The 22,062-nt window shown below is 46.3% G+C and carries 18 protein-coding genes; 7 read left to right on the forward strand and 11 right to left on the reverse strand.

Translation table 11 applies throughout. The features are described 5' to 3' along the window. The first annotated feature begins 4 nt into the window (after positions 1-4). Positions 5-1,504, forward strand: coding sequence for a sulfatase family protein (locus DXN04_RS26380; RefSeq protein ID WP_116856412.1), 1,500 nt, complete (start codon positions 5-7; stop codon positions 1,502-1,504). Between the two features lie 74 nt (positions 1,505-1,578). Here DXN04_RS26380 and DXN04_RS35460 read toward each other — a convergent pair whose 3' ends face one another. Further along, positions 1,579-2,100 carry a DUF6496 domain-containing protein gene (locus DXN04_RS35460; protein WP_147320067.1) on the reverse strand — a complete coding sequence of 174 codons (522 nt, stop codon included), beginning with the start codon at positions 2,098-2,100 and terminating at the stop codon, positions 1,579-1,581. 218 nt (positions 2,101-2,318) lie between these two features. Here DXN04_RS35460 and DXN04_RS26390 point away from each other — a divergent pair, with 218 nt between their 5' ends. Both DXN04_RS26390 and DXN04_RS26395 read left to right on the forward strand, forming a co-directional pair. Continuing rightward, on the forward strand, positions 2,319-5,324 hold the full coding sequence (locus DXN04_RS26390; RefSeq protein WP_116856413.1) for a GH92 family glycosyl hydrolase: 3,006 nt from the start codon (positions 2,319-2,321) through the stop codon (positions 5,322-5,324). A gap of 98 nt (positions 5,325-5,422) precedes the next feature. Continuing rightward, positions 5,423-5,998, forward strand: coding sequence for a hypothetical protein (locus DXN04_RS26395; protein WP_116856414.1), 576 nt, complete (start codon positions 5,423-5,425; stop codon positions 5,996-5,998). A 78-nt stretch (positions 5,999-6,076) separates the two neighbouring features. Here DXN04_RS26395 and DXN04_RS26400 read toward each other — a convergent pair whose 3' ends face one another. From DXN04_RS26400 to DXN04_RS26420, 5 genes are all read right to left on the reverse strand, one after another. Next, entirely contained in the window at positions 6,077-8,284 is a 2,208-nt protein-coding gene (locus DXN04_RS26400) for an alpha-N-acetylglucosaminidase (RefSeq protein WP_116856415.1), read from the reverse strand. Positions 8,285-8,375: 91 nt separating this feature from the next. Next, the gene (locus DXN04_RS26405) at positions 8,376-8,831 is read right to left on the reverse strand and encodes a YMGG-like glycine zipper-containing protein (protein WP_116856416.1); all 456 of its coding nucleotides are present in this window, start codon (positions 8,829-8,831) and stop codon (positions 8,376-8,378) included. A 194-nt stretch (positions 8,832-9,025) separates the two neighbouring features. Beyond that, positions 9,026-9,925 (reverse strand): PfkB family carbohydrate kinase, encoded by a 900-nt coding sequence (locus DXN04_RS26410; protein ID WP_116856417.1) that lies wholly within the window; start codon positions 9,923-9,925, stop codon positions 9,026-9,028. Positions 9,926-10,020: 95 nt separating this feature from the next. After that, complete coding sequence (locus DXN04_RS26415) at positions 10,021-11,061, reverse strand: LLM class flavin-dependent oxidoreductase (RefSeq protein ID WP_116856418.1); 1,041 nt, start codon at positions 11,059-11,061, stop codon at positions 10,021-10,023. A gap of 350 nt (positions 11,062-11,411) precedes the next feature. Continuing rightward, complete coding sequence (locus DXN04_RS26420; RefSeq protein WP_116856419.1) at positions 11,412-11,831, reverse strand: response regulator; 420 nt, start codon at positions 11,829-11,831, stop codon at positions 11,412-11,414. A 154-nt stretch (positions 11,832-11,985) separates the two neighbouring features. Between DXN04_RS26420 and DXN04_RS26425 the strand changes: the two genes are divergently transcribed. The 3 genes from DXN04_RS26425 to DXN04_RS26435 are packed head-to-tail and all read left to right on the forward strand — an operon-like array spanning position 11,986 to position 15,936. Continuing rightward, positions 11,986-12,534: a hypothetical protein gene (locus DXN04_RS26425; RefSeq protein ID WP_116856420.1), complete on the forward strand. Its 549-nt coding sequence runs from the start codon at positions 11,986-11,988 to the stop codon at positions 12,532-12,534. Between the two features lie 11 nt (positions 12,535-12,545). Beyond that, entirely contained in the window at positions 12,546-13,634 is a 1,089-nt protein-coding gene (locus tag DXN04_RS26430; protein ID WP_116856421.1) for an acetate/propionate family kinase, read from the forward strand. A gap of 1 nt (position 13,635) precedes the next feature. Further along, positions 13,636-15,936, forward strand: coding sequence for a phosphoketolase family protein (locus tag DXN04_RS26435; protein WP_116856422.1), 2,301 nt, complete (start codon positions 13,636-13,638; stop codon positions 15,934-15,936). Positions 15,937-15,940: 4 nt separating this feature from the next. Here DXN04_RS26435 and DXN04_RS26440 read toward each other — a convergent pair whose 3' ends face one another. Next, positions 15,941-16,633, reverse strand: coding sequence for a hypothetical protein (locus DXN04_RS26440; protein WP_116856423.1), 693 nt, complete (start codon positions 16,631-16,633; stop codon positions 15,941-15,943). 154 nt (positions 16,634-16,787) lie between these two features. On the opposite strand from DXN04_RS26440, the gene DXN04_RS26445 reads away from it, so the two are divergent. After that, positions 16,788-17,648: a glycosyl hydrolase gene (locus tag DXN04_RS26445; protein WP_116856424.1), complete on the forward strand. Its 861-nt coding sequence runs from the start codon at positions 16,788-16,790 to the stop codon at positions 17,646-17,648. A gap of 45 nt (positions 17,649-17,693) precedes the next feature. Here DXN04_RS26445 and DXN04_RS26450 read toward each other — a convergent pair whose 3' ends face one another. From DXN04_RS26450 to DXN04_RS26465, 4 genes are all read right to left on the reverse strand, one after another. Then, positions 17,694-18,470: a helix-turn-helix transcriptional regulator gene (locus DXN04_RS26450; protein ID WP_116856425.1), complete on the reverse strand. Its 777-nt coding sequence runs from the start codon at positions 18,468-18,470 to the stop codon at positions 17,694-17,696. Positions 18,471-18,517: 47 nt separating this feature from the next. Further along, complete coding sequence (locus DXN04_RS26455) at positions 18,518-20,167, reverse strand: lectin (protein WP_116856426.1); 1,650 nt, start codon at positions 20,165-20,167, stop codon at positions 18,518-18,520. Positions 20,168-20,233: 66 nt separating this feature from the next. Next, on the reverse strand, positions 20,234-21,346 hold the full coding sequence (locus tag DXN04_RS35265; RefSeq protein ID WP_116856427.1) for a glyoxalase superfamily protein: 1,113 nt from the start codon (positions 21,344-21,346) through the stop codon (positions 20,234-20,236). Between the two features lie 72 nt (positions 21,347-21,418). Next, positions 21,419-21,952: a Crp/Fnr family transcriptional regulator gene (locus DXN04_RS26465; protein WP_116856428.1), complete on the reverse strand. Its 534-nt coding sequence runs from the start codon at positions 21,950-21,952 to the stop codon at positions 21,419-21,421. Between the last annotated feature and the right edge of the window lie 110 nt (positions 21,953-22,062).

Raw genomic sequence — 22,062 nt, forward strand, 5'->3', positions numbered from 1 at the left:
ATATATGAAACGCACCCTGTTGTTTGCCATTTGCCTTTTCCTGGCAGTGCATATCACTACTGCACAAACGAAAAGGCCCAACATCATTTTCATTTTTAGTGATGATCATGCTTATCAGGCCATCAGTGCTTATGGCAGCCAACTGGCGCAAACGCCTAATATTGACCGTATTGCGAGAGAAGGAGCGATTTTCAACCATGCGATGGTGACGAATTCCATCTGTGGGCCCAGCCGTGCAACCCTGCTGACAGGGAAGTATAGTCATAAAAACGGCTATCCGCTGAATGAGCAGAAATTCGATGTCAACCAGACTTTGTTCCCACGCTTATTACAGCAGCATGGTTACCAGACAGCCTGGATCGGGAAGTGGCACCTGGGTAATCTGCCCCAGGGATTTGACTACTGGAAAATTCTGCCAGGACAGGGTAATTATTACAATCCTGATTTCATCAGTAAGGACGATACTACCAGCATACCGGGCTATGTGACCAATGTAATCTCGGACCTGTCTTTCAGCTGGCTGAACCAGCGTGATACCACCAGGCCATTTATGCTGGTAATAGGAGAGAAGGCTACCCACCGCGAGTGGCTACCCGACTTGCAGGACCTGGGTGCATATGATGATGTGACCTTCCCGCTGCCAAAGACATTTCACGATGATTATAAGGGGCGTGATGCAGCTAGCCACCAGGATATGACGATAGATAAGACCATGCGCCTGACAGAAGATCTGAAAGTACATGTTGATTATACAAAGGGTTTTTATCGCAGGTTTACCCCTGAACAGCAAAAACCATTTGCCGCTTATTATGATAAGATCACGCATGAGTTTGATTCATTGCACCTGAGTGGTGATGCACTGGTGCAATGGAAGTTCCAGCGGTACCTGAAGGATTACCTGGCTACGGCCCGTTCGCTTGACAGGAATATAGGCAGGATGCTGCATTACCTGGACAGTACGGGACTAGCGGAGAATACGGTGGTGATCTATGCATCGGACCAGGGTTTTTATATGGGGGAGCATGGCTGGTTCGACAAGCGATTTATGTATGAGGAGTCATTGCGTACACCGTTTATGATCCGTTATCCGGGTGTGGTGAAGCCGGGTACGAAGAAGGATGAGTTCCTGCTGAATATAGACTGGGCACCAGGTATACTGGATATGGCAGGTGTGAAGGCACCGGCGGATATGCAGGGTAGGTCTTTCCTGCCTTTGCTGAAGAATGAGAAGGGGTGGAGAGATGCGATGTATTATCACTATTATGAGTTTCCGCAACCGCATCATGTATCACCGCATTTTGGCGTACGTACGGCACAGTACAAGCTGATACGCTTTTATGGGGCAGAACATGGCTGGGAATTGTTCGATATGAAGAAAGATCCGGATGAGCTGAATAACCTGTATGGGAAGAAGGGGTATGAAGCGATTACTGCGAAGCTGCAGGCGCAGTTGAAGCAGTTGATACTTGAGTATGATGATAAAGATGCGCTGAAAGAACTATAAAGAATTATAAGGTATAGGGACCAGCTATACAGGTTAGATTGCTCATGCTTTCACTGTAGCCGGTCCCTTTATTTTTATGCATGTGCGGCAGCTTTCTTTCTGCTACTGGCACGTTTTGCAGTTGTTTTTCGTGAAGCGGGCTTTTTAGCAGCAGTTGCTTTTTTAGCTGTCGTTCTTTTTGAAGCGGTTGCTTTTTTAGCCGTTGCTTTTTTAGGCGCAGCCTTTTTGGCGCTGGCTTTCTTGGCAGTCGCTTTCTTGGCAGTCGCTTTTTTAGCTGTCGTTCTTTTTGAAGCAGTTGCTTTTTTAGCAGCCGCTTTTTTAGGTGCAGCCTTCTTAGCGCTGGCTTTTTTAGGTGCAGCTTTTTTAGCACCTGATTTTTTAGCAGAAGCACTTGATTTTTTTGTAGAAGACTTGCTGGAAGCAGCCTTCTTAGGCACTTTTGCACCTTCTTCCCTGGCTTCAGACAATCCTATTGCTATTGCTTGTTTTGGATTTGTTACTTTCTTCCCACTTCTGCCACTCTTCAATTTTCCTTCATGCATTTCATGCATTGTTTTCTCCACTTTTTCGCCGCTTTTTCTTGAATACTTTGCCATGGTGAAAAAATTTAAGGATTAGTAAATATGTGTAATGAATGAAGGTCGAATTCTATGCCAACAAGCGCTCCGGTATTGCAATGAAGTAGCTATACTCAATGCTATGGGTGCTTTGTCCCGATGAGCCTACTTTTATCCGCTCTCTTTTTGAGATGTAGTCTTTTTTGCACACACTGTTGGATAATTTTTATATTTTTAGCCCAAACCACAACGTCATAGTGAATCTATCAGCCAACATCCGCCTAATCCTGCTACTGGTCTTATTTTCCAGTGCAGCCGGCGCACAGGTAAAATCTCCGGTAGCATATGTCAATCCTTTCATCGGCACGACCAAAAGTGCTGTTCTGACCAAATGGGGGAATGAAGGTGGTTGCTATCCCGGGGCTGTAGCTCCTCATGGCTACTACCAGCTGACACCGGAGACAAGGAGAACCGGTGCCAGGGGCTATGACTACCAGGATAGTACGATTTGCTATTTTACCTGTATGGATCACCATAGTGGCTTTCCCGGTGGTGCCGCCGGCAATGTAGCTGTGATGCCTGTCAGTGACAGTGAATCCTTCGATCCCGATCACTATAGCCGTCATTTTTCGCATAAGAATGAAAATGCTCTGCCGGGTTATTACAAAGTTGTTTTTAAGGATAATCAGACGATGGTAGAGGCAACGGCCTCACAGGCCGGAGGGATCTTTAGATTTACTTTTCCTGGTAACGTGACTCCACAAATCTTTGCAGGCGAAGGTTTTCGTTTCAGTACCACTCCTGTGGAACAACGCAGCGTAAAAGGCGGCACCCTGTATATTTTCAGGAAAGAAACTACCACTATTGAAGCCAGGATTGGTAATGAGGATCGTCCTTTCGATGTGGTGAAAGCGGCTACCTACCAGCAATGGAATGAGCTGCTATCTGTAATAGAGATCAATGATGAGAATGAAAAAGGCAAGACGGTTTTTTATACCGCCCTGTATCATTCCCTCTTATTACCATGGCTGAACAATGGCCACTATTCAGGCTTTTCACCATGGGATACTTTCCGTACCCTTCATCCTTTGCTCAGTCTCCTGTATCCTGATCTGCAGGCGGCTATGATCCGTTCTATGCTGGAGGTATATCATACCACGGGTCATCTGCCTACCGAAAGCATGACGGGCAATCATAGCATTCCTGTCATTACCGATGCTTATTTCAAAGGTATTGCTATGGATAAGGAGGAAGTGTATAAAGCAATGCAAAAGAGTATCAACGATACCCCTTATCTGCAAGCTGATATGCCGGTTTATCACGAATTGGGTTATGTACCTTTTACATATCCCGAATCGGTGACCCGCACCGTAGAGTATGCTTATGATGACTGGGCACTCAACCTGTTTACAAAAGAAGCAATGCATGAGAAGGTGAACGACGACAGGAGCCTTGCCTTCCGCCAGTTATTGCATGTTCCTTCTTTATTCCTGTTGCCCCGCTATAAGGGCGAATTCAAACTGAATCCGGGTAATACAGGGTATAAGGAAGGCGATCAATGGATATATTCCTTCTTTGTGCCACAGCATCCCCGGGAGCTGATCAATATGATGGGAGGAGATGAATTGTTTGCGCTACGCCTGGATACTGCATTGGAAAGACAGCATATCATCTTTGACAATGAAACTGTCTTTCACGTGCCTTACCTTTTCAATGATGCCAACAGGCCGGACCTGACGCAGCTATGGATCAGGAAGATCATGCAGGACCGGTTTTCCAATACACCTGGTGGTCTGCCCGGCAATGATGACCTGGGCGCTACTTCCAGCTGGTACATATTCAGCGCAATGGGCATATATCCCCTTGCTCCCGGGAAGCCCCTGTATGCGCTGGGTATCCCTGCTTTTAAGGAAATGAAGATTCACCTGAAAGAAGGAAAAGTACTAACGATAAAAAGCAATGATACCCATGCCCCTTATGTACAACAGGTACGCTTAAACGGTGTGGAGTACAAAGGCCTGAATATGGCGCATGATTTTATTAAGCGTGGGGGTACATTGGAATTTGAAACAGGGGTAGCAGCAGCAATCAGCCGGGAGAATGTGAATCGTACCGTGATCCGGCTTACAGAAATCACGATGGATTCCGTGGCTACCCCCGACCAGCCTTTTCCCATTGGGTTTACATTGATAAATAATGGGGATGCCGGGGTCTATAGGATAAACATCATGCTGAACGGGCAGCTGTATGGTACTAAAAACTGCCTGATTGGTAAGGGGGCAAGATTGAGAGATTCCGTGCAATGTTACCTTTATAAAGCAGGAGAGAATATATTGCAACTGAATGAACAGGCGGAGCGAAAGGTACTGGTCAAAACTCCTTTGGTCAATGCGGCACCGGTGATATCGGACCTGGTCCTGCAACCATTGATTAAGAAAGATAGTATACAGCGTATTGCCTTTGCAGTGATGAATAAGCAGGGAAGCAGCAGGACCTTTACGATCCCTGTGAACCTGAACGGGCAGCCTTTTTATACCGCCAAACTAACATTGGAACCCGGGGAGAAGAAGGTAGTGAGCTGCCAGGTAAAAGCAAGGACTATAGGCTGGCAGCAAGTAAACATTTTTGCCGTCAGCGGGCGCTTTAAAGTCTACAAGGATCCGCAGGAATCATTGTTAATGTCGCTGGAAGGTACGAAGGACCTTTCAGGCTTTGGAAATGATGCCAGGATCATTGGGGAGAACAAAATACAGGACCCGGGCAGGCATCCGTTCCTCTCCGGTGCAGATACTTACATGGAGATTCCCAATGCCCGCAGCCTGGATGAAATGGGTACAACCCTCACGATGATGGCGTGGATTTACCCTACGGAACAGGTACCTGGCCTGGTAGATGTTTTCTCCAAGGGAGACACCCATGTGCTCCAGATTGTGGACGGACGAATGTTAAGTTTTTTTGCCGGGGGTTGGGGCAGGGGAGATATTACCGTACCTTTGCCGGAAGATTGGCTGCACCACTGGCATCATATTGCCGGAGTATGTGATAAGCAGGGACTTAAGATTTATATAGACGGCGTTTTGAAAGGGGAAACAAAACTGGATGACCCAGTTAACCTATCCGTGGGAAATAAATGGACAATTGGACGTAATGAAGAATTTCCCGGTACCCGAATTTTCAAAGGCTATATTCAACAACCAAAAATTTTTTCTGATCCTATTGAAATAACTAATTGTAAGTGTATTGGAGATGTTCCCGTGTTATAAACTAAAAATTTCACCTGTCCTGTTTGGAAAACTAAAATCTAGCTGATTATAAATGTATTGGGGATATTCCCCTGCTATAAAACCTAAAATGACACCCTATGCCAAAGGCAAAATTCCTGTTATTGGCAGCTATTATCACCTGTCTGATAGTGACGGGCTGCGGTAGTAGCTGTACGAAAACTACCGCCATTTCCACCGGCGATTTATCCAGTCACTACGATGGTAACTGGAAGTATGAAAACAAAGAACTGGGTTTATCTCTTAACCTGCCCAATGAGTGGTTCCTCCAGACTTCCCTGGGAAGAATTCAGTATTATGTGCCGCTGAGCAAAAATGCGCCTGAGGATATGGTCCGTCAAAAGACCCTGACCTTAGAAGATGCACAGGCCAACAAAGGTGCACTGTTCACGGTGCGCGATGTAAAGCCAGAAGATGGTGCGGGTGCTGCAATCAGTTTCGTATTGACTGATGCACAATCCCAGAAAGAAGAAAATGCGGAACTGAGAATCGGGTCAGCAACCCTGAAGGGTGCTTCTGCCAGGACTTCCAGGGGGACTTCTACGATCACCGTATTCAAAAATTATGGTTGCTTCGACCTGAAGATTTTTGCAGAGTATACTACGCCTGAACAGTTAGAAAAGATCAAAGCATTGCTGGCAACAGCTAAGATATAAGGGGATTTCTTTAAAGCCGGCTCCAGGCCCCTGCCCAAATAAAAAAAGCGTTTGCCGACTGACAAACGCTTTTTTTTATTAGTATACTTTTCGTAGCAAATCCCGATATTTTTTGTGTATTTCTTTGGACACTTCTACCGCATCTCCACTTGTCGTAACCGGGTAGACTTCCTTCGCATTGACCCAGTTCCATTCCCAGTCTTCCATCTTCTCTTCAAAGCCCTTTAAATCCATGGTTTTCCCTGTTTTTAAGCAATCGCCTGCGTAGTCAAAAAACTGTTGCCACCTGGCCCTGTAAAAGTTTTTAATGAGCCCTGACCATTGCCTGGAAGAATACTCGTGCAATGGACTCTTTTTATCACCCCAGAGTGTAATCAGGTCTCTTGCATTCATTTCATACAGTGCTCTTTCCTGTTGATTGGTTCCCCAGGCCTTTGCATCTGCCAGCCATTTTCCTAAAAGGAAATCTTTCCTGGTAGCCAGTAAGCGATCCATATCATCCAGCATGACCAGGAAGGCTTCACTGTATTTCTTAAAATGCTCAGCATCTTTTGCCTTATAGGCTTTTGCTACCTGCTGTTGCAGGGAATCAGCATAATTGGCCAATACCTGTCTTGTTACATCTACGATATCATATCTGAATCCATCACTACCTTTCAATACATCGGCAGCAGTGATCAGGTGGTCCCATGCGGGCAGTAAATTGCCTGGCGCGTAATTCAGGTGTGTCAATGTTCTGTGTGCTACAGTATCGAAGGTAGGCCGGCCTGTGAGGATGCTTTCCGGCGTACCTTCAGTAAGGCCACCATCATAGACTGTTTTATGCAGGATCGCCCATGCTGCTTCCGCATCCGGGTTTTGCCTGCCATATCGCCTCCATGCATAGGCTTTCAGCCAGCTATCAAGTTCAATCGGCTGATCATTCCAAACATTATCCATCATCAGTGCATACATGACAGGGTTCTGTTCGATAGCCTCAGGAGTTACGCCAATACCTACCAAATTACGGGCGGTAGAGTCATGCAGGGCATTTGCAGGATCGTGGGCTACATGGTCCATTCTGCCATACATGCCGATATTGCCACCAAAATTCTGCAGCATACACCAGATCCATTGTTTACCATTGTAGGCATTTGTTCTGTTCCATACAGGGAAGTTATCACTGAACAGGTCAAGTACAATCATCCTGTCATCAGGTGCTGCGGTGAGCAATGCCTTGATCTGTGCAGGATGCCAGAAGTCTTTCTGGTAATGGAACATCCATCCCTGCATGACCCAGATAGCTGCAGGATCTGCATCAATCATGGACTGATAGATCTTCTTACTGATGGTATGCAGGTAAGTAGAATCGTTGGTAGGAGGTAAGTTCTCATTAAAGGTATCAGAAGAGTAAAAGTGATCGGTACCAAAGGTCTTTGTTTCTTCTTCGATAAATTCCTTCCCGATCTTTGAGAATAAAGGATCTTCCGGCTCTAAGATATATACATCATCAAAACCTGCGTCCCAGTTTGTTTTCTTCACTTTTGCATCCGGGAATTTCTTTTTGAATGCAGGTGGTACGTGGCCTGTAAATGCAGGCAACACAGGTTTCATTCCCAATGATCTTTCTCTGGCCAGGATCTTCTTCTGCAGGTCTTCCTGGTCTTTCATAAACTGCTGTGGCAGCGGGCCGCCCCATCCATCCAGGTTACCCATCCAGAACCAGTTAAAGAAGCAGGGGCCGCTGAAGAAACTATTCAGGTCATTGTCCGTGAAGCCCATTTTCATGTACACGCGGCTCCACACGGAGTTCTGCCCGGTCAGTGCCAGTGGCATATTTACACCATTCAGCGCCATCCAGTCGATCTCCCATTGCCAGCGATCCCATTTCCACCAGCTCATGGTATAGTTGAACGTACAATAGTTCAGGTAATAACGATATTGATAAGGAGTTCGTTTATGCACTTTCGATGGCACCTTTGGCAGCGGGTTGGGCAGGTCCATATTGGTGCCATTCCAGCTGATATCGCAATGCGCGTAGTTTTTCAGGTAATAATTAAGTGCACTGGCGATGCTGATACCATTGCTACCTTTCAGGAGAATGGTATTGCCCTGCGATTCCAGTTCAAACACATCGTGCCCCTTTTCCGGCTGGATAAAGCGGGTTTGAAAGTGCATGGCCTGTGATCGCATGATTCTTTTCACCAGGTCGTCAATGGCTTGTTTGTCCTGACCTACAGTCGGAATGGCCTTAAAGCCAAGGAATAATAACGTAAAAAGCAGGGATGTACGAAAAGATAGTTGCATAGAAGATAAAGATAAGGACGCTCAGCAATATCTGCTAATAAAAAATCCCGGCCACATTGCTGTAGCCGGGACCAAAATGTATGATTCTGTTTTATTGATTAGCCTCTTTTTTCTTCTTGGCGTGATCTACGATAGCACCAGTACCTGCACCTACACCGGCACCAATTACAGTACCGATAGCAGCACCTTTCAGGTGATCTTTATTGATAATAGCACCTGTGATAGCACCGGCACCTGCACCTACTACAGCACCTTTAGCCGTATGACTCCAACCTTTCTTTTTGGTAGTAGTCGTAGTGGTTGCGGCAGTTGAACTGCTGGCAGAGCTGTTAGCGCTGCTGTTTTGTGCAGCTACGGCGGCATGGTGTTCACGTGCAGCAGCCTTGGCCTCTTTCACGGAGTCGAGCACCTGTTGCTTAATAGCGTTTGCAGTATTTACTGAATCCACAGCCTCCTGTTTGGCTGCTTCAATGGCCGCCTGGTCTGCTGAATTGTGACATGCGAATAAGACGGCTGATGTTGCTAAAGCTAAAAATATCTGTTTCATGGTCGTAGTTTTTAATTCATCTGGAATATAGACCTGTAAAATTGTGCCAGATTAATAGATGAATTCGGTTTATTGGGCGAATTTAGATAATAATGCTATATATAAGCTCACTGTAAACAGGGATTTTATAACAAAAAATAAGACCCGTTTGCTTTTTTGGCAAACGGGTCTTTAAATCAATTATTTAGAAACAATTAAGCCGTCAGTGAAAAGGTATAGCTATGATTGGCAGCCAGGAATCTGGTCACATCATCTGCATTGCCGGTAAAAGGCCCTGAACCTTCGATCTTTAAAGTAGCCATTGCTGCGGCGAACTCTCCTGCATCCTGAGGGTTTGCGTTATTCACGCGCTGATAGAGGTAGCCTGCCATATAGGTATCTCCACAACCGGTGGCATCTACTACCGAAGTAGTGGGGATGTATGCAGGAATGTCGTACCAGGTCTGATCCTTATACACCACGGATCCTCTGCTCCCCAGGGTAATGATCACCTCTTTTACGCCCCAGGAGGCCAGGGTCATCGCACCTTTGCGTACATCATTGGTGCCGGTCAGCACTTCCATTTCAGATTCGTTGGCTTTCAGGATATGTACATATTGAAGGGCTTCTTTTTTAGCCGGCCAGTCAATATGGATGACCTGCTCATTCTCCACTTTGCGCAGGTAACCCTGCACGTCGAGGGAGACTTTTCCCTTCTTAGCCAGTTCCCGGATCACGGATACGGGAATGTCATCAGCTACCAGTGGGCCGAGGTGAAAGAAGCGGGCGTTGATATCAGACAGCTGTTCCGCAGTGAAGGGATCTGCCAGCTGACTCACGCGTTGAGTTCTATGGTCCTGATTTTCAGAGTAAATGTTCTCGAAGTAAAGGGTATTGGCACTGGGCAGCACCACGATTTCAGTTCCCTTGGCTCTCAGTTCTTCGGCAATGTACCTCTCTTTTTCAGCGAGGGCAGTCACCATTGAATATTTTACATCCATATTCCGGATGGCACTGGAGAAATAGAAAGAAGTTCCACCAGGCATATGTACCACCGAGCGGGTAGTCACAACTTTATCTAATGTAATATGTCCTATACAACAAATGTCATACATGCTTAGTCCGGTTTATAGCGTTGATCCTAACAAGGTACAAATGTAAATATAACCCTGTCTTTTCCCAAGAATATTCAGGATAAAAGGCACCTTGCTTATAGCTCAGCCTGCAATTGCCGGCGAACAGCAGGTACCACTTTGCGACCGAATAACTCGATGGAATTCAGCATCTTGTCGTGCGGAAGCTCGCCTTTAATAATCTGGGCCAGGAAACGGTTATGATTAAAAAGTTTACTTTGATAGATAATTTTGTCCACCACTTCCTGCACACTACCTACAAAAAGTGGCCCTTCGGGAGAGCGTAAATACTCAAATTGCCCCCGGGTGATAGGAGACCAACCTCTTTCTTCTCCGACACGGTTCATCAATATTTCATAAGTAGGCCAGAATTCATTGGCGGAAGTGGCTGAGTCTTCGGCAATATACATCTGGCTGTTGATGGCCAGTGGCAGGGCATCGGGTTGATGGCCTGCATCAGCGCCTGACTGGCGGAACAATTGCACAATATTTAGGAATTGCTTAGGCATGCCTCCCAGTATGGCCACGGTCATTCCCAGGCCCATTCTACCTGCCCTGGCTGCAGATGCAGGGGTACCGCCGATAGCGAGCCAGATAGGCAATTTATCCTGGTAAGGACGGGGATAGATCCCTCTTTCCCGGATTGGTGCCCGGTATTTACCCTTCCAGCTAAGGATTTCATTGTTATTTATCTGGGTGAGCATGTCCAGTTTTTCGATGAACAGCTCATCGTAATCATTCAAATGATAGCCAAACAGGGGAAATGACTCAATAAATGAGCCCCTGCCGGCCATGATTTCGGCCCTGCCACTGGAAATGAGGTCCAGGGTGGCAAAGTTCTGAAAAGTGCGTACCGGGTCAGCAGAACTCAATACGGTAACGGAACTGGAAAGGCGGATCTGGCTGGTGACAGCAGCAATGGCACCCAGGGTCACTTCTGGTGCAGAAATGATAAAATCAGGCCGGTGGTGTTCCCCAACGGCAAAGACATCCAATCCTATTTCGTCAGATAATTTAGCTTCTGCGAGTAACTCCTGCATCCGGGTATGGGCATTCATCGCCCTGCCGGGTACATGGTCTGGTGTAACTTCTCCAAATGTGCTGATTCCGAATTCCATAGTTAGCTCCTTTTTTCAAGGCGCAAAGATCGGACAATTCGGGTTAATGGAGAAAGTACAGGTGGTTTCCTATCAGAAACTATCATTGAAGCGATAGTGAGAAATCGATGCTAAGAGGCCACCATATGGTCACCATAAGGGCACCATAAGGTCACTTCAATATCCCGGGGATATACAGGTGACCTTATGGTGCCCTTATGGTGATCTTTTAGTGACGTTCTAGCAATTAAGACGGGATATAGAAGGCCCGTGTCCAGACTTATGTTAAATCTTTATTGAAGGCAATAAACCTTCCCCGCGATATTGATGTGATCAATAGCGGCAATATGTTCAAAATGAGTCCATACCCCTTATTTCAGGGTGAAACTGAGCGGAGTTGTTTTAGAAAAGATTATTTTCTTCACATGGCTACACAATTCTGTGTAAGTTCCGGGTTTTGTGAAAAATAAATGCGCACCGAGCGCTAAAGCATCCTCGATATCGCGTTTCATATCGGAGGTACTCATGACAATGATTTTTGTGAGTGTCTGGTGCAGGAGCTTTTTCAATTCAACGAGACATTCCTTCCCATTCATTTTTGGCATGTTCAGGTCAAGGAAAATGAAATCAGGCAAAGCGATCTTCTTTTTACTCAACAGGTCAAGGGCTTCTATACCGCTGTTACAGCTGTGCATACGTGAACCGGGAGATACGTCTGTGATTGCTTCTGTCAAAAAGAGCCTGTCGTCTGCATCATCATCAATAATCAATACTGTCTGCTGCTGTTTCATATGGTTAAAATTTAGAGGTGAGCAGAAGAGATGGTGGTGTATGAAATAAGGAGAGACTAAAGTACTTAATAAATACCTAAAAGGATGTTAATTATTATTAACGGTCAACTACCTGCTTAGGCATGATTAGTGAGTATGATATGTAAAAGACACTATGGACCCAAAAGAATTATTTATCAATGGCGGGGAGACCGGACAAATGATGCACATCTATCCCTGGGAAAACAATATCATAGGTACTCCTGATAAATGGCCACTCCATTTACGCACCTGTGTGCGGGTTATGCTCACTTCGGTGCAGCCTATGTTCATCTGGTGGGGTGAGCAGTTCATACATCTTTACAACGATGCATTCATACCTTTTGCGGGCAAAGGCCATCCTGATTCACTGGGTCGCCCTGCATCAGAAATCTGGCCGGATGAGTGGGTTAGATTAGCTCCGGTAGCGACAGCTGCAGTAGCTGAAAATGCGGGTTCCTTCATAAAAAGCAGTTATTTCCTCATGAAAAAAGAAGAGGATGCCGAAGATATTTCCTACGCCTTTTCCTATAGCCCGATTATAGGGCCGGACAATGTTGTAGATGGCCTGCTGGCCGTGTACAACAATTACCTGAATCCTATTATGGGAAACCGGGCGGCGGTCGAAGTGCCGGTTGTGCAGAATCCTGAGGATGTGGATTTGAATACCCGGTTGGGTAATTAACATGTTCTACCATGGAAACGATTTTGACGATCAATTGTGGATCATCGAGCCTCAAGTTCGCCTTGTATACGACTACATTGCCCTTACAACAACTTGAATCGGGTAATGTAAAGGATGCAGCCAATATGAAAGACGCGGTGGAGGAAGTACTTCGCTTATTGCGAACCCAATTTCAACAGTATCGTGTGGCGATTATTGGCCACCGCATTGTGCAGGGAGGAGAGAAGCATTTTGAACCAGTACTCCTGTCGGATGATGTGATACAATCTTTAAAAGAACTCATTCCTCTCGCACCATTGCATCTGCCCTCTTCGCTGGATGTAATAGCCCGCTTACAGGCTGAGTTTCCATCCGTAAAGCAGGTGGCTTGTTTCGATACTGCCTTCCACCAGCATATGCCGTTTGAAGCACGGTATTATCCTTTGCCGAGGGCATTGTGGAAGGAAGGGGTGATTCATTATGGTTTTCATGGATTGTCTTATGAAAGTATCATGCAGCAGCTGCTCCCCTTATCTCCGGGCAACAGGGTGCTGGTGGCACACCTGGGAAATGGAGCCAGTTGTACCGCCGTACAGGATGGCAGAAGTGTAGACACCACTATGGGCATGACCCCGGCAGGTGGATTGATGATGAGCTCGAGAGCGGGGGACCTGGATCCCGGCGTACTCTTGTACCTGTTGGAAGAAAAAGGCATGACAAGCAGTGAATTGTCGAAGATGCTGAATAAGTCATCAGGTTTGAAAGCAGTGTCAGGCGAAAGTGGGGATGTACAGCAGTTGCTCGAGCAGGAAGCTTCGCATCCGCATGCAGCGGAGGCACTTCAGATGTTCTGCTATCATGCGCGTAAAACCATTGGTGCCCTGGCCGCTGTATTGGGAGGTGTAGATACACTGGTCTTTACAGGAGGAATAGGAGAGCATGCACCCGTGATCAGGAGTCGTATTTGCCAGGGACTGGAATTCCTGGGCATTGTAATAGATGAAAAGGCCAACGAAGAAAAAGCGGAAATTATTTCAGCCAACGATAGCACGGCTACAGTTCGTGTGATGATAACCAATGAAGAGTTGATGATTGCACAACACACTCAAACCTTCATATAATATGTTAGATTTACTGCATCGCTACTGGGAGGCAACGAATTACCTGGCTGCCTGCCAGATTTATTTACAGGCGAATCCTTTACTGAAAGAACCATTAAAGGCAGCACACATCAAGCCCAGGCTACTTGGCCACTGGGGTACATCTCCCGGCCTGAACTTTATTTATGTACATCTTAACCGGCTGATCCGGCAAACGCAGGCAAGCATGCTTTACATCTGCGGACCGGGCCATGGGGCTCCGGCATTGCTGGCGAATGCCTACCTGGAAGGTACGTATTCGGAGATCTATCCGCATATTACGCAGGATGAGGCAGGGCTAAATTTATTTTTCAGACAGTTCTCTACACCCGGCGGTATACCCAGTCACGTCAGTGCACACACGCCAGGTTCCATCCATGAGGGCGGAGAACTGGGTTATTCACTGGCACATGCATTTGGAGCCGTGTTTGATCATCCTGACCTGATAGCCGTTTGTGTGGTGGGAGACGGTGAGGCGGAGACAGGGCCCTTGGCCGGAAGCTGGAAGTCGGTGGAGTTTCTAAATCCCAGGCGGGATGGAGCAGTCTTACCTATCCTGCATCTGAATGGCTATAAAATCTCAGGTCCTACGGTAATGGCGAGGATGTCGGATAATGCATTGGAAAATTTATTTGCAGGACATGGATATGAAGTCTTGTTTGTGGAAGGTGATGATCCTATGGAGATGCATGCTTTGATGGCCGGAGCCCTGGATCTGGCCTATGCTCAAATCACAGAAATCCGGCAGGGAGCTGCAAGGCACTGGCCTATGATTATCCTGCGCTCGCCGAAAGGCTGGACGGGGCCAAAAGAGTGGAAAGGCAAGGCTATAGAAGGTACTTTCAGAGCGCACCAGGTACCATTGACTGATGTAAAGAACGATCCTGCGCAATTAGCTTTATTAGAAGAATGGTTAAGAAGTTATCATCCTGAAACGCTCTTTGATGCGGATGGTAAGCTGATTGCTTCACTGGCTGCTTTGCCACCGGAAGGAGAGAAGCGCATGAGTGCGATACCTTACGCGAATGGGGGCAAATTGCTCAAAGATCTAGACTTGCCTGATTTTCGCAGATATGCGTTGCCGGTAGTAAAGCCGGGTGAGTTAACGGCAGAAACGACGGTAGAGGCAGGCAAACTCCTGAGAGATGTTTTTTTAGCTAATACAAACTTCAGGTTATTCTGTCCGGACGAGACGAATAGTAACAGGCTGGGAGCGGTGTTCGAGGTGACGAACCGCATGACGGCAGAGACAATATTGCCGGAGGATGATCATCTGTCTGCCGATGGCAGGGTAATGGAAGTATTGAGTGAACACCTTTGCCAGGGATGGCTGGAGGGGTATTTGCTTACAGGCAGGCATGGCATCTTTCCCTGTTATGAGGCGTTTGTTACGATCATTGATTCGATGTTTAATCAGCATGCAAAATGGCTGAAGACCTGCCGGGAATTGCCGTGGCGACAATCAGTCGCTTCATTGAATTACCTGTTGACTTCACATAGCTGGCGACAGGATCATAATGGGTACAGTCATCAGGGGCCAGGGTTTATTGATACAGTGGTGAATAAGAAAAGTAATGTGATCAGGATCTACCTGCCTCCGGATGCGAATTGTTTATTGTCGGTATTGGATCACTGTTTGCGGAGTCGTGATTATGTGAACCTGATAGTAGCAGGTAAGCAGCCTGAATTGCAATGGCTGGACATGGATTCGGCTATACAGCACTGTACACATGGTGCTTCTGTGTGGGAGTGGGCGGGGAATAATGACGATGGGCAACCGGATGTGGTTTTGGCTTGTGCGGGAGATGTGCCTACGCTGGAAACAGTGGCAGCGGCCTGGTTGCTGCGAAAGCATTTGCCATCATTAAAAGTGCGGGTGGTGAATGTGGTAGACCTGATGTCCTTATCACCAAGGGAGAGTCATCCACATGGTATGGAACCGGAGCGTTTTAGCGCTTTATTTACAGATACACAGCCTGTGATCTTTGCATTCCATGGGTATGTGCGGATTATACATGACCTGGTGCATGGAAGACCGGATCCGGTGAGGTTCCATGTAAGGGGCTTTATGGAAGAAGGAACCACTACTACACCATTTGATATGGTGGTACTGAATAACATGAGCCGCTATCACCTGGCAATGGAGGCGATTAAGCGGGTGAAAGGAATTGAGGGTACTGCAGTCCTTGAACTATTTAAAGCGAAACTCGCAGAGCATGATGCTTACATCAGGGAACACCTGGAAGACATGCCCGAGATCAGTAACTGGAAGTGGAGTGACTGATGGATTATTTGATCTGGATGATTTTTTTATCCGGGCCCTGTATGAGCACATTGGGTCCGGATTCTCCATTTCTTCCGTTTGTACCTGCGCTGCCGTCCGCACTGACAGTACCGGAGGCTTGCCCTCCTGCACCGGATCCACCACCTTTGCCACCGAAGTTGTTATAGAAGATGCAATTACAGTTAGCGTAGGGTAATGCAGTTGAATCGTATGTTACGATGATCGTGCCGCCATCACCTCCGTCTGCACCGTTGCCTCCTGCTCCGCCACTGTTGCCATAGGGGCGCTTTTCACCAGTTCTATCACCTGTCTCCCCGTCACCACCATTACCGCCATCTCCACCATTTGCAGAAATAATGAGCTTTCCATAGCGGGGGTTCACATAGTAGCTATGCGTATTGTTCTTTCCTGCGGTAATGGTAATGAAAAGAATGGAAGAATCGCCATCAGGGAAAGCAGCTACTTTTACCTGTAGCGTGGGGCCGGGCTTACCTGGTTTGCCATTACCACCCCGTCTGGCCATGTTAAACAGGGTAGGTAATAATCGTCCGGCTCCGTTATTACCATTTTTCCCGTTTTTGCCATTAAAATTTGCTTCCTGCAGGCCATTCCGGTAAGCGAAGTTTTTGTCCGTAATATGCTGTGAATAACAGTTGGTGCTTATCAAAAGCAACAATACAATGGAGAATAATTTCATAGGTTGTTAAGTTATATTAAAAGTACTCAATAAAACCGGTATTGGATCATGTTGAATTTATTAAAACCCACAGCAGCTCCCGGGTGTTATATATGAAATATTATAAAAAATAAATATCTTTGTGCTTTAATCACTCACTGTAGTAACCTACTTAATGAAAACCAATTCACTCCTCATTCTTTCCCTCACCCTGCTTTTCGCCTGCGGCAAGAAAGATGACACAACAAACAGCAGTACATCCAACGGTAAAAAAGGTGCCTGCTTCAGCACCTATACTACTGATGGTACCTGGAACGGCAACATTGTGAAACTGAAAGCCAACTGGTTCTATACCTGGGGTACAGATGCACCCCTGGATGTGGCACCGCAGAACGCTGAATTTGTAACCATGTTCTGGGGCGCTGGCAATGTCACAGATGCGAACATTGCTTATGTCAACAACCTGAAAAAGGAAGGAAAAGTAAAGTACATCCTGGGCTTTAATGAACCGGATCTTTCCGATCAATCCAACATGACGGTGGCAAAGGCCCTGGAGCTCTGGCCCAAACTGGAAAGCATCGGTTTGCCACTGGGTAGCCCTGCTGCTGCATGGCCTACACAGAAATGGATCTACGATTTCCTGGATTCCTGTATCGTAAAGAATTATCGTGTAGATTTCATTTGCGTACACATGTATGTAGGATTAGATGATACGCACTTTGTGTCAGTATTGTCCGACTTGTACAATAAATATCATAAGCCGATCTGGATCACTGAGTTTGCAACCGTAGATAACAATGCTACTACTGTAGCGGGCAATATGTATACACCTGATCAGGTATTAGGTTTTATGCAGCGTTTATTGCCTAAGCTCGATTCATTGCCTTATGTACAGCGTTATTCCTGGTTCTCCAGTTCCCCGACAAGTGCCCGTTTATGGCCTTCTTCCCTGATAGATGCGAGCGGAAACCTGACTACACTGGGTAAATGGTATGCTGATCACCAACCGAATAATAGTATTAAAGCAGCACAATAGTATATTTTCAGGATAGGCATCATCGTTATAGATGGTGCCTTTTTTTTAGCTCCCTGCTATACACATTACATCGTGCAGTTGCAGATAAACCTGTGGTGATACCCCGAGATAATGTGTAAAGTCTTTGATCAGGTGACTTTGATCATAATAGCCGCAGGCATGAATTATTTCAAACCAATCCGGTGCCTGCCCCGGCACCAGCAGGCCGATTGCCTTCTGAAAGCGCTGGTACCTGTTTATTTCCTTTGAACTGAAGCCCAGGTACTTCTTATAATTTAGCTGGATCGTTCTCTCGCTTTGTGCGCTTTTTTCGGCTATTTGTTTAGGGCTGTCATTAAATCCATCTTCAATAATATTAGCAGCTGCAGGATCCCTTTCACAAAGATAGGTACCTGAGAAGTCCAGCAGTTTTTCTACCTGGGCGGCGGGATCTTCAAGGGTGTGTATTTCTTGCCAGAGATCGGCAAAGCAATGTGTCTGTATTAATTTGTCCGGGTCTGTGAGGTAATGTTGGAGCGGCTTGCCAAAGAACCTGTAAAAGGCATCATCTTTAAAATTAGCTACCAGTATTTTACTGCCGGGTGGCAGGGTATATTTCATGGATTGTTTGATAGGGCCTATCACCAGTGTTCTTTCGATAGGGTGAAAAGTTTCGTTACCATATTGTAAGGGGATGGGTGGTCCGAAATTAAAGGCCATGATGGAGGAAAAGGTAGGCAGCAATTGTTTTTGCACGGGTGCATTGCTATGGTTGGCAGCATAGTAAAAATGTGTGAAAACTTGTTCCCATGACGCAGGGACTGGTATGCGATATTCCTCCATTTAAAACACTCGCTTATACTTTTATCCGGTATAAGCGAGTGTCGAATTTACTGATTTAATCTGAAGGATTCCCAACCACCCACAGTCGTCCTGTTGCACGTCATGGCTTGTAATCCATCTTCGCTGGAAATGTACAGGCCATTATTCCCTTTCAATGAAATACTGCCGTCTGCATTGGTCACCCAATCAAACTGCTCCCATACGCCAATGGTGCTACGATTGCAGGTGATGGGCTGCAATCCGTTTTCGGAGGATACGTATTTATCATTGTTCTTTAAAGCGATCTTTCCATTACCTGCGTCCACCACTAAGAATGATTCCCAGCCACCTGCAGCGGTCCGGTTACAATTCATGGCCTGAGTACCATTTTCACTACTCACATACAGGTTATTAGAACCTTTCAATGTAATAGTTAAACCCACAGGATTATTAGCTGTGCCACCGGGTTGAGTAGGTGTTTGCCGGATAGCAGTTAAATTGATTTGTCCTTTCAGCATCCGGCCGCCATCGCCGGTGAGTCTTAAATAGTAATCCGCAGAGCAGGCTACACCATCTTCATCCAGGGTGACAAAGCCTGATCCGGCAGGTATGAAAGCAGCACTTTCTGCAGTCTTGGCGATCTGGTTGCCTTCATTGTATTCATCGAACATGGAAATATAAATACCCTGACAACCTACACGGATCATATTGTAAAACTGTCTCCACATGAAGTCTCCATGGGCGCGTTGTTTTTCCTGCAGGTCACCGGGCAATACGCAGGGTTGATAGTCAATTCCATTTGCGTTGCAAAATGCCTGGTCGGGCGTATTTACATTCGTAAAGAAATTGTCGGATTCACCGGCATTTCCTATTCTTCCGACCATCCAGGGAGAGAGCATGTTGAAGGCTTTGTAAGCATTGAGGAATGCAGGTCTTGAATCGCTGTTCTCTTCTCTCCAGTGTGTAGGTACACCACCGATTACATAACATCCCTGGTTCTTAAACCAGTTTATGACATCGATGCATATATCGGCAGACCATGGATGATTGTCATCATTAAAACCAAAGCCCCAGATGCAAACAACGGGTTTGCCGTTTTGCATAGCGTAAGCTGAAGAGGAAGTATAGGCGGACATTTTAGCCAGCCAGTCGGTTTTGATTTCGGACTGCATATTGGTCCATCCGCTCACATCGTACATGATGTAGAATTTACGGCCATAGGTTTCAGCAGCGCGTTTCACCTTTGCAGTCACGGAGTCGCGGATAGGACCTTCCTGCCCATTGGGATTGAAACGTTGCAGTGCGGCGGCATCAATATCATTCTCCTGCATCCAGCGAAAGTGGGTGTTCACAGTCTGGTCAGTGTAGGAGGAAAATAAAGTAGCAGGCGAACCGTTGCCGAGAGCAGGCCAGCCTGTTTGAAAGGTGCTGGTATAATCCCTGACATCCGGCCAGGACTTGATCCCATTGTTGGTAGCGGATGGAATCTTGGCCCAGTCCTGCGTATAATGCCACCAGGCATTGATAGGAGAGCCATCTCCTGTACAGGCAAACCAGCCCTGGTAGCCTACGACTATTTTGCCTACGACATCTCCGGCGGGAGAGGTGTTGGCTACGGATAATCCACTGGCTTTTAAGGTAATGGAGGATTCTCGTTTGTTACAGCTGAAGCATAGCGATAACAGGGCTGCCCACAGCAGCATAGGCATGGTTTTCATGGTTTTTCAGATTTTATGGTGAGGGAAATTCTGCTACATGCCTAATTAAACGGAGAATCGGGTAGATTATTTTGTACTTAAGAGCCAGGTGTCACGAAAAATCATTTCATTGGGTGTGTTTTTCGTGATAATGAAACCAGCTTCAGTGAAAAATTCTTCTGCTGCTTGGAAGGAGGCGAATTTATTTTCTTCTACTTTATGGAAGTTGAGAAATCTTTGCTGCCGCTGGGTATATGCCTGTCTGCCATCGAGAGGAGAAGGAATGTAGATGTCGGCAGTAATCCAGCAACCGCCTCTTTCTTTTAGGGCTTTATGGATATTGCCTGCCAGCTGTTTCTTTTCTTCCATATTCAGGTACATCAGTAAGCCTTCATTGACAATAGCAATGGGACCTTCGGGGAAGGAATTGATGATTCTTTCAAATTGTGTATCATCCAGTGCATTGAGTGGGGCTAATTGTAGATGGCCTTTCAGCGGTCCCTGCTGCAATTGATTGACAAATTGTTGTTTCCTGCTGATCACATCTTCGAGATCAGTATCAATAAAGTGCACAGCTTTATTACCAGCCATATCCAGGCCTCTGAAAGAGTAGCCGGAAGAGAGTTCCAGGATATTGGTAATGCCGGTAGGTGCAAGCATTTGATCGATGCTGTAGTACCTGTTTTCAAAATGCTGAACTCTGGCGTAGAACATAGGAGTCTTTTCGGTATCATCCGGTAGTGCATGGAGTAATTTGGCGGCTTCTTTCATAAAAGGAATGCGGGTGTGCGACTTTGTGAACAGGAGGGCGATAGCGGAGGGGCTGATGGTATTAAAATCCTTTACTTTTTCATTGAAGAAAATGCGGTTGGAGAAGGGGTCGGTCACGATCATCTCGAGAGTATCGGAGGCCCATTCTACCCGTTCCAGGCCGGGGCGGTTATAAGGGTAATTTTTGGCTAAGAGTTCTTCGTGATATTTTTGCAATCCTTCGAAATCTGAAATAGAGAACCGGGCACCGGGGGAGCATTCTCCATGATGTTCGGAGAGGTCGAAGGGGAGGCCACGGAGGGACATGCGTAAGTAAAAAGGACTGTTTTCCGGGCGATGTTCCCAGGTGATCGTACATCCCAGCCAGTTGACATAAAATTCAATGGTTTTGTTGTAATCAAAGACACGGAAAACGGGGATTATTTGCATGGCGATTATTTTTTAGAGAACAAAGATGAGGGGATGTCCGGAGGTAAAATTTAACGATTGTTAAAAAGCAGGTTATTTGATTTGCGCCCTGATCCTGCTGAGTGATACCTGTGTAATCCCCAGATAAGATGCAATATACTGCAAAGGAACACGCTGTATTACTTGTGGTCGCTCTGCAAGAAGGTTTTGATAACGTTGTTTGGGGGTGTCGCGGAGGAAGGAAAAGAAGTGTTGGATAAATGCTGCCTGCCGGTCAATGGCGCGGTCCATGAGGAAAGTATTGATGAGAGGGTGCTGGCGCATTTGCTGCAGGTCTTCAGGGAGGAGCCAGCGAACATCTGTTTGTTCGATAGTTTCAATAGAGTAGGGGCTGGGTGTTTGCTTGTTGAATGATTCGATAGAGGAGAAGGCTTCCCCTTCGAAAAAGAATTGAAAACTGATGTCTTTGCCATCGTGGTTGAACCAGGTGCGGATACATCCTTTTTTGATTAAGTAAACTTTGCGCGCGATCTCTCCTTCTTTGAGAAGTATGGTTTTGGGAGGGAATGAATCATGTTTCCAAAGATGTTGGTATTGTTGAAGTGCGAGTCGAAGCGATTGGTCCATGGCATTTTTTTCAAAATTAATTTTTTATTTGGAATACATTCGTATATTCGTAATAACCACGGCAGCATGATTGTTAACCATTGTCCATGCTGCATTACAGACCATATTCT

The organism is Chitinophaga silvisoli, from assembly GCF_003412465.1.
Lineage (GTDB): Bacteria > Bacteroidota > Bacteroidia > Chitinophagales > Chitinophagaceae > Chitinophaga > Chitinophaga silvisoli.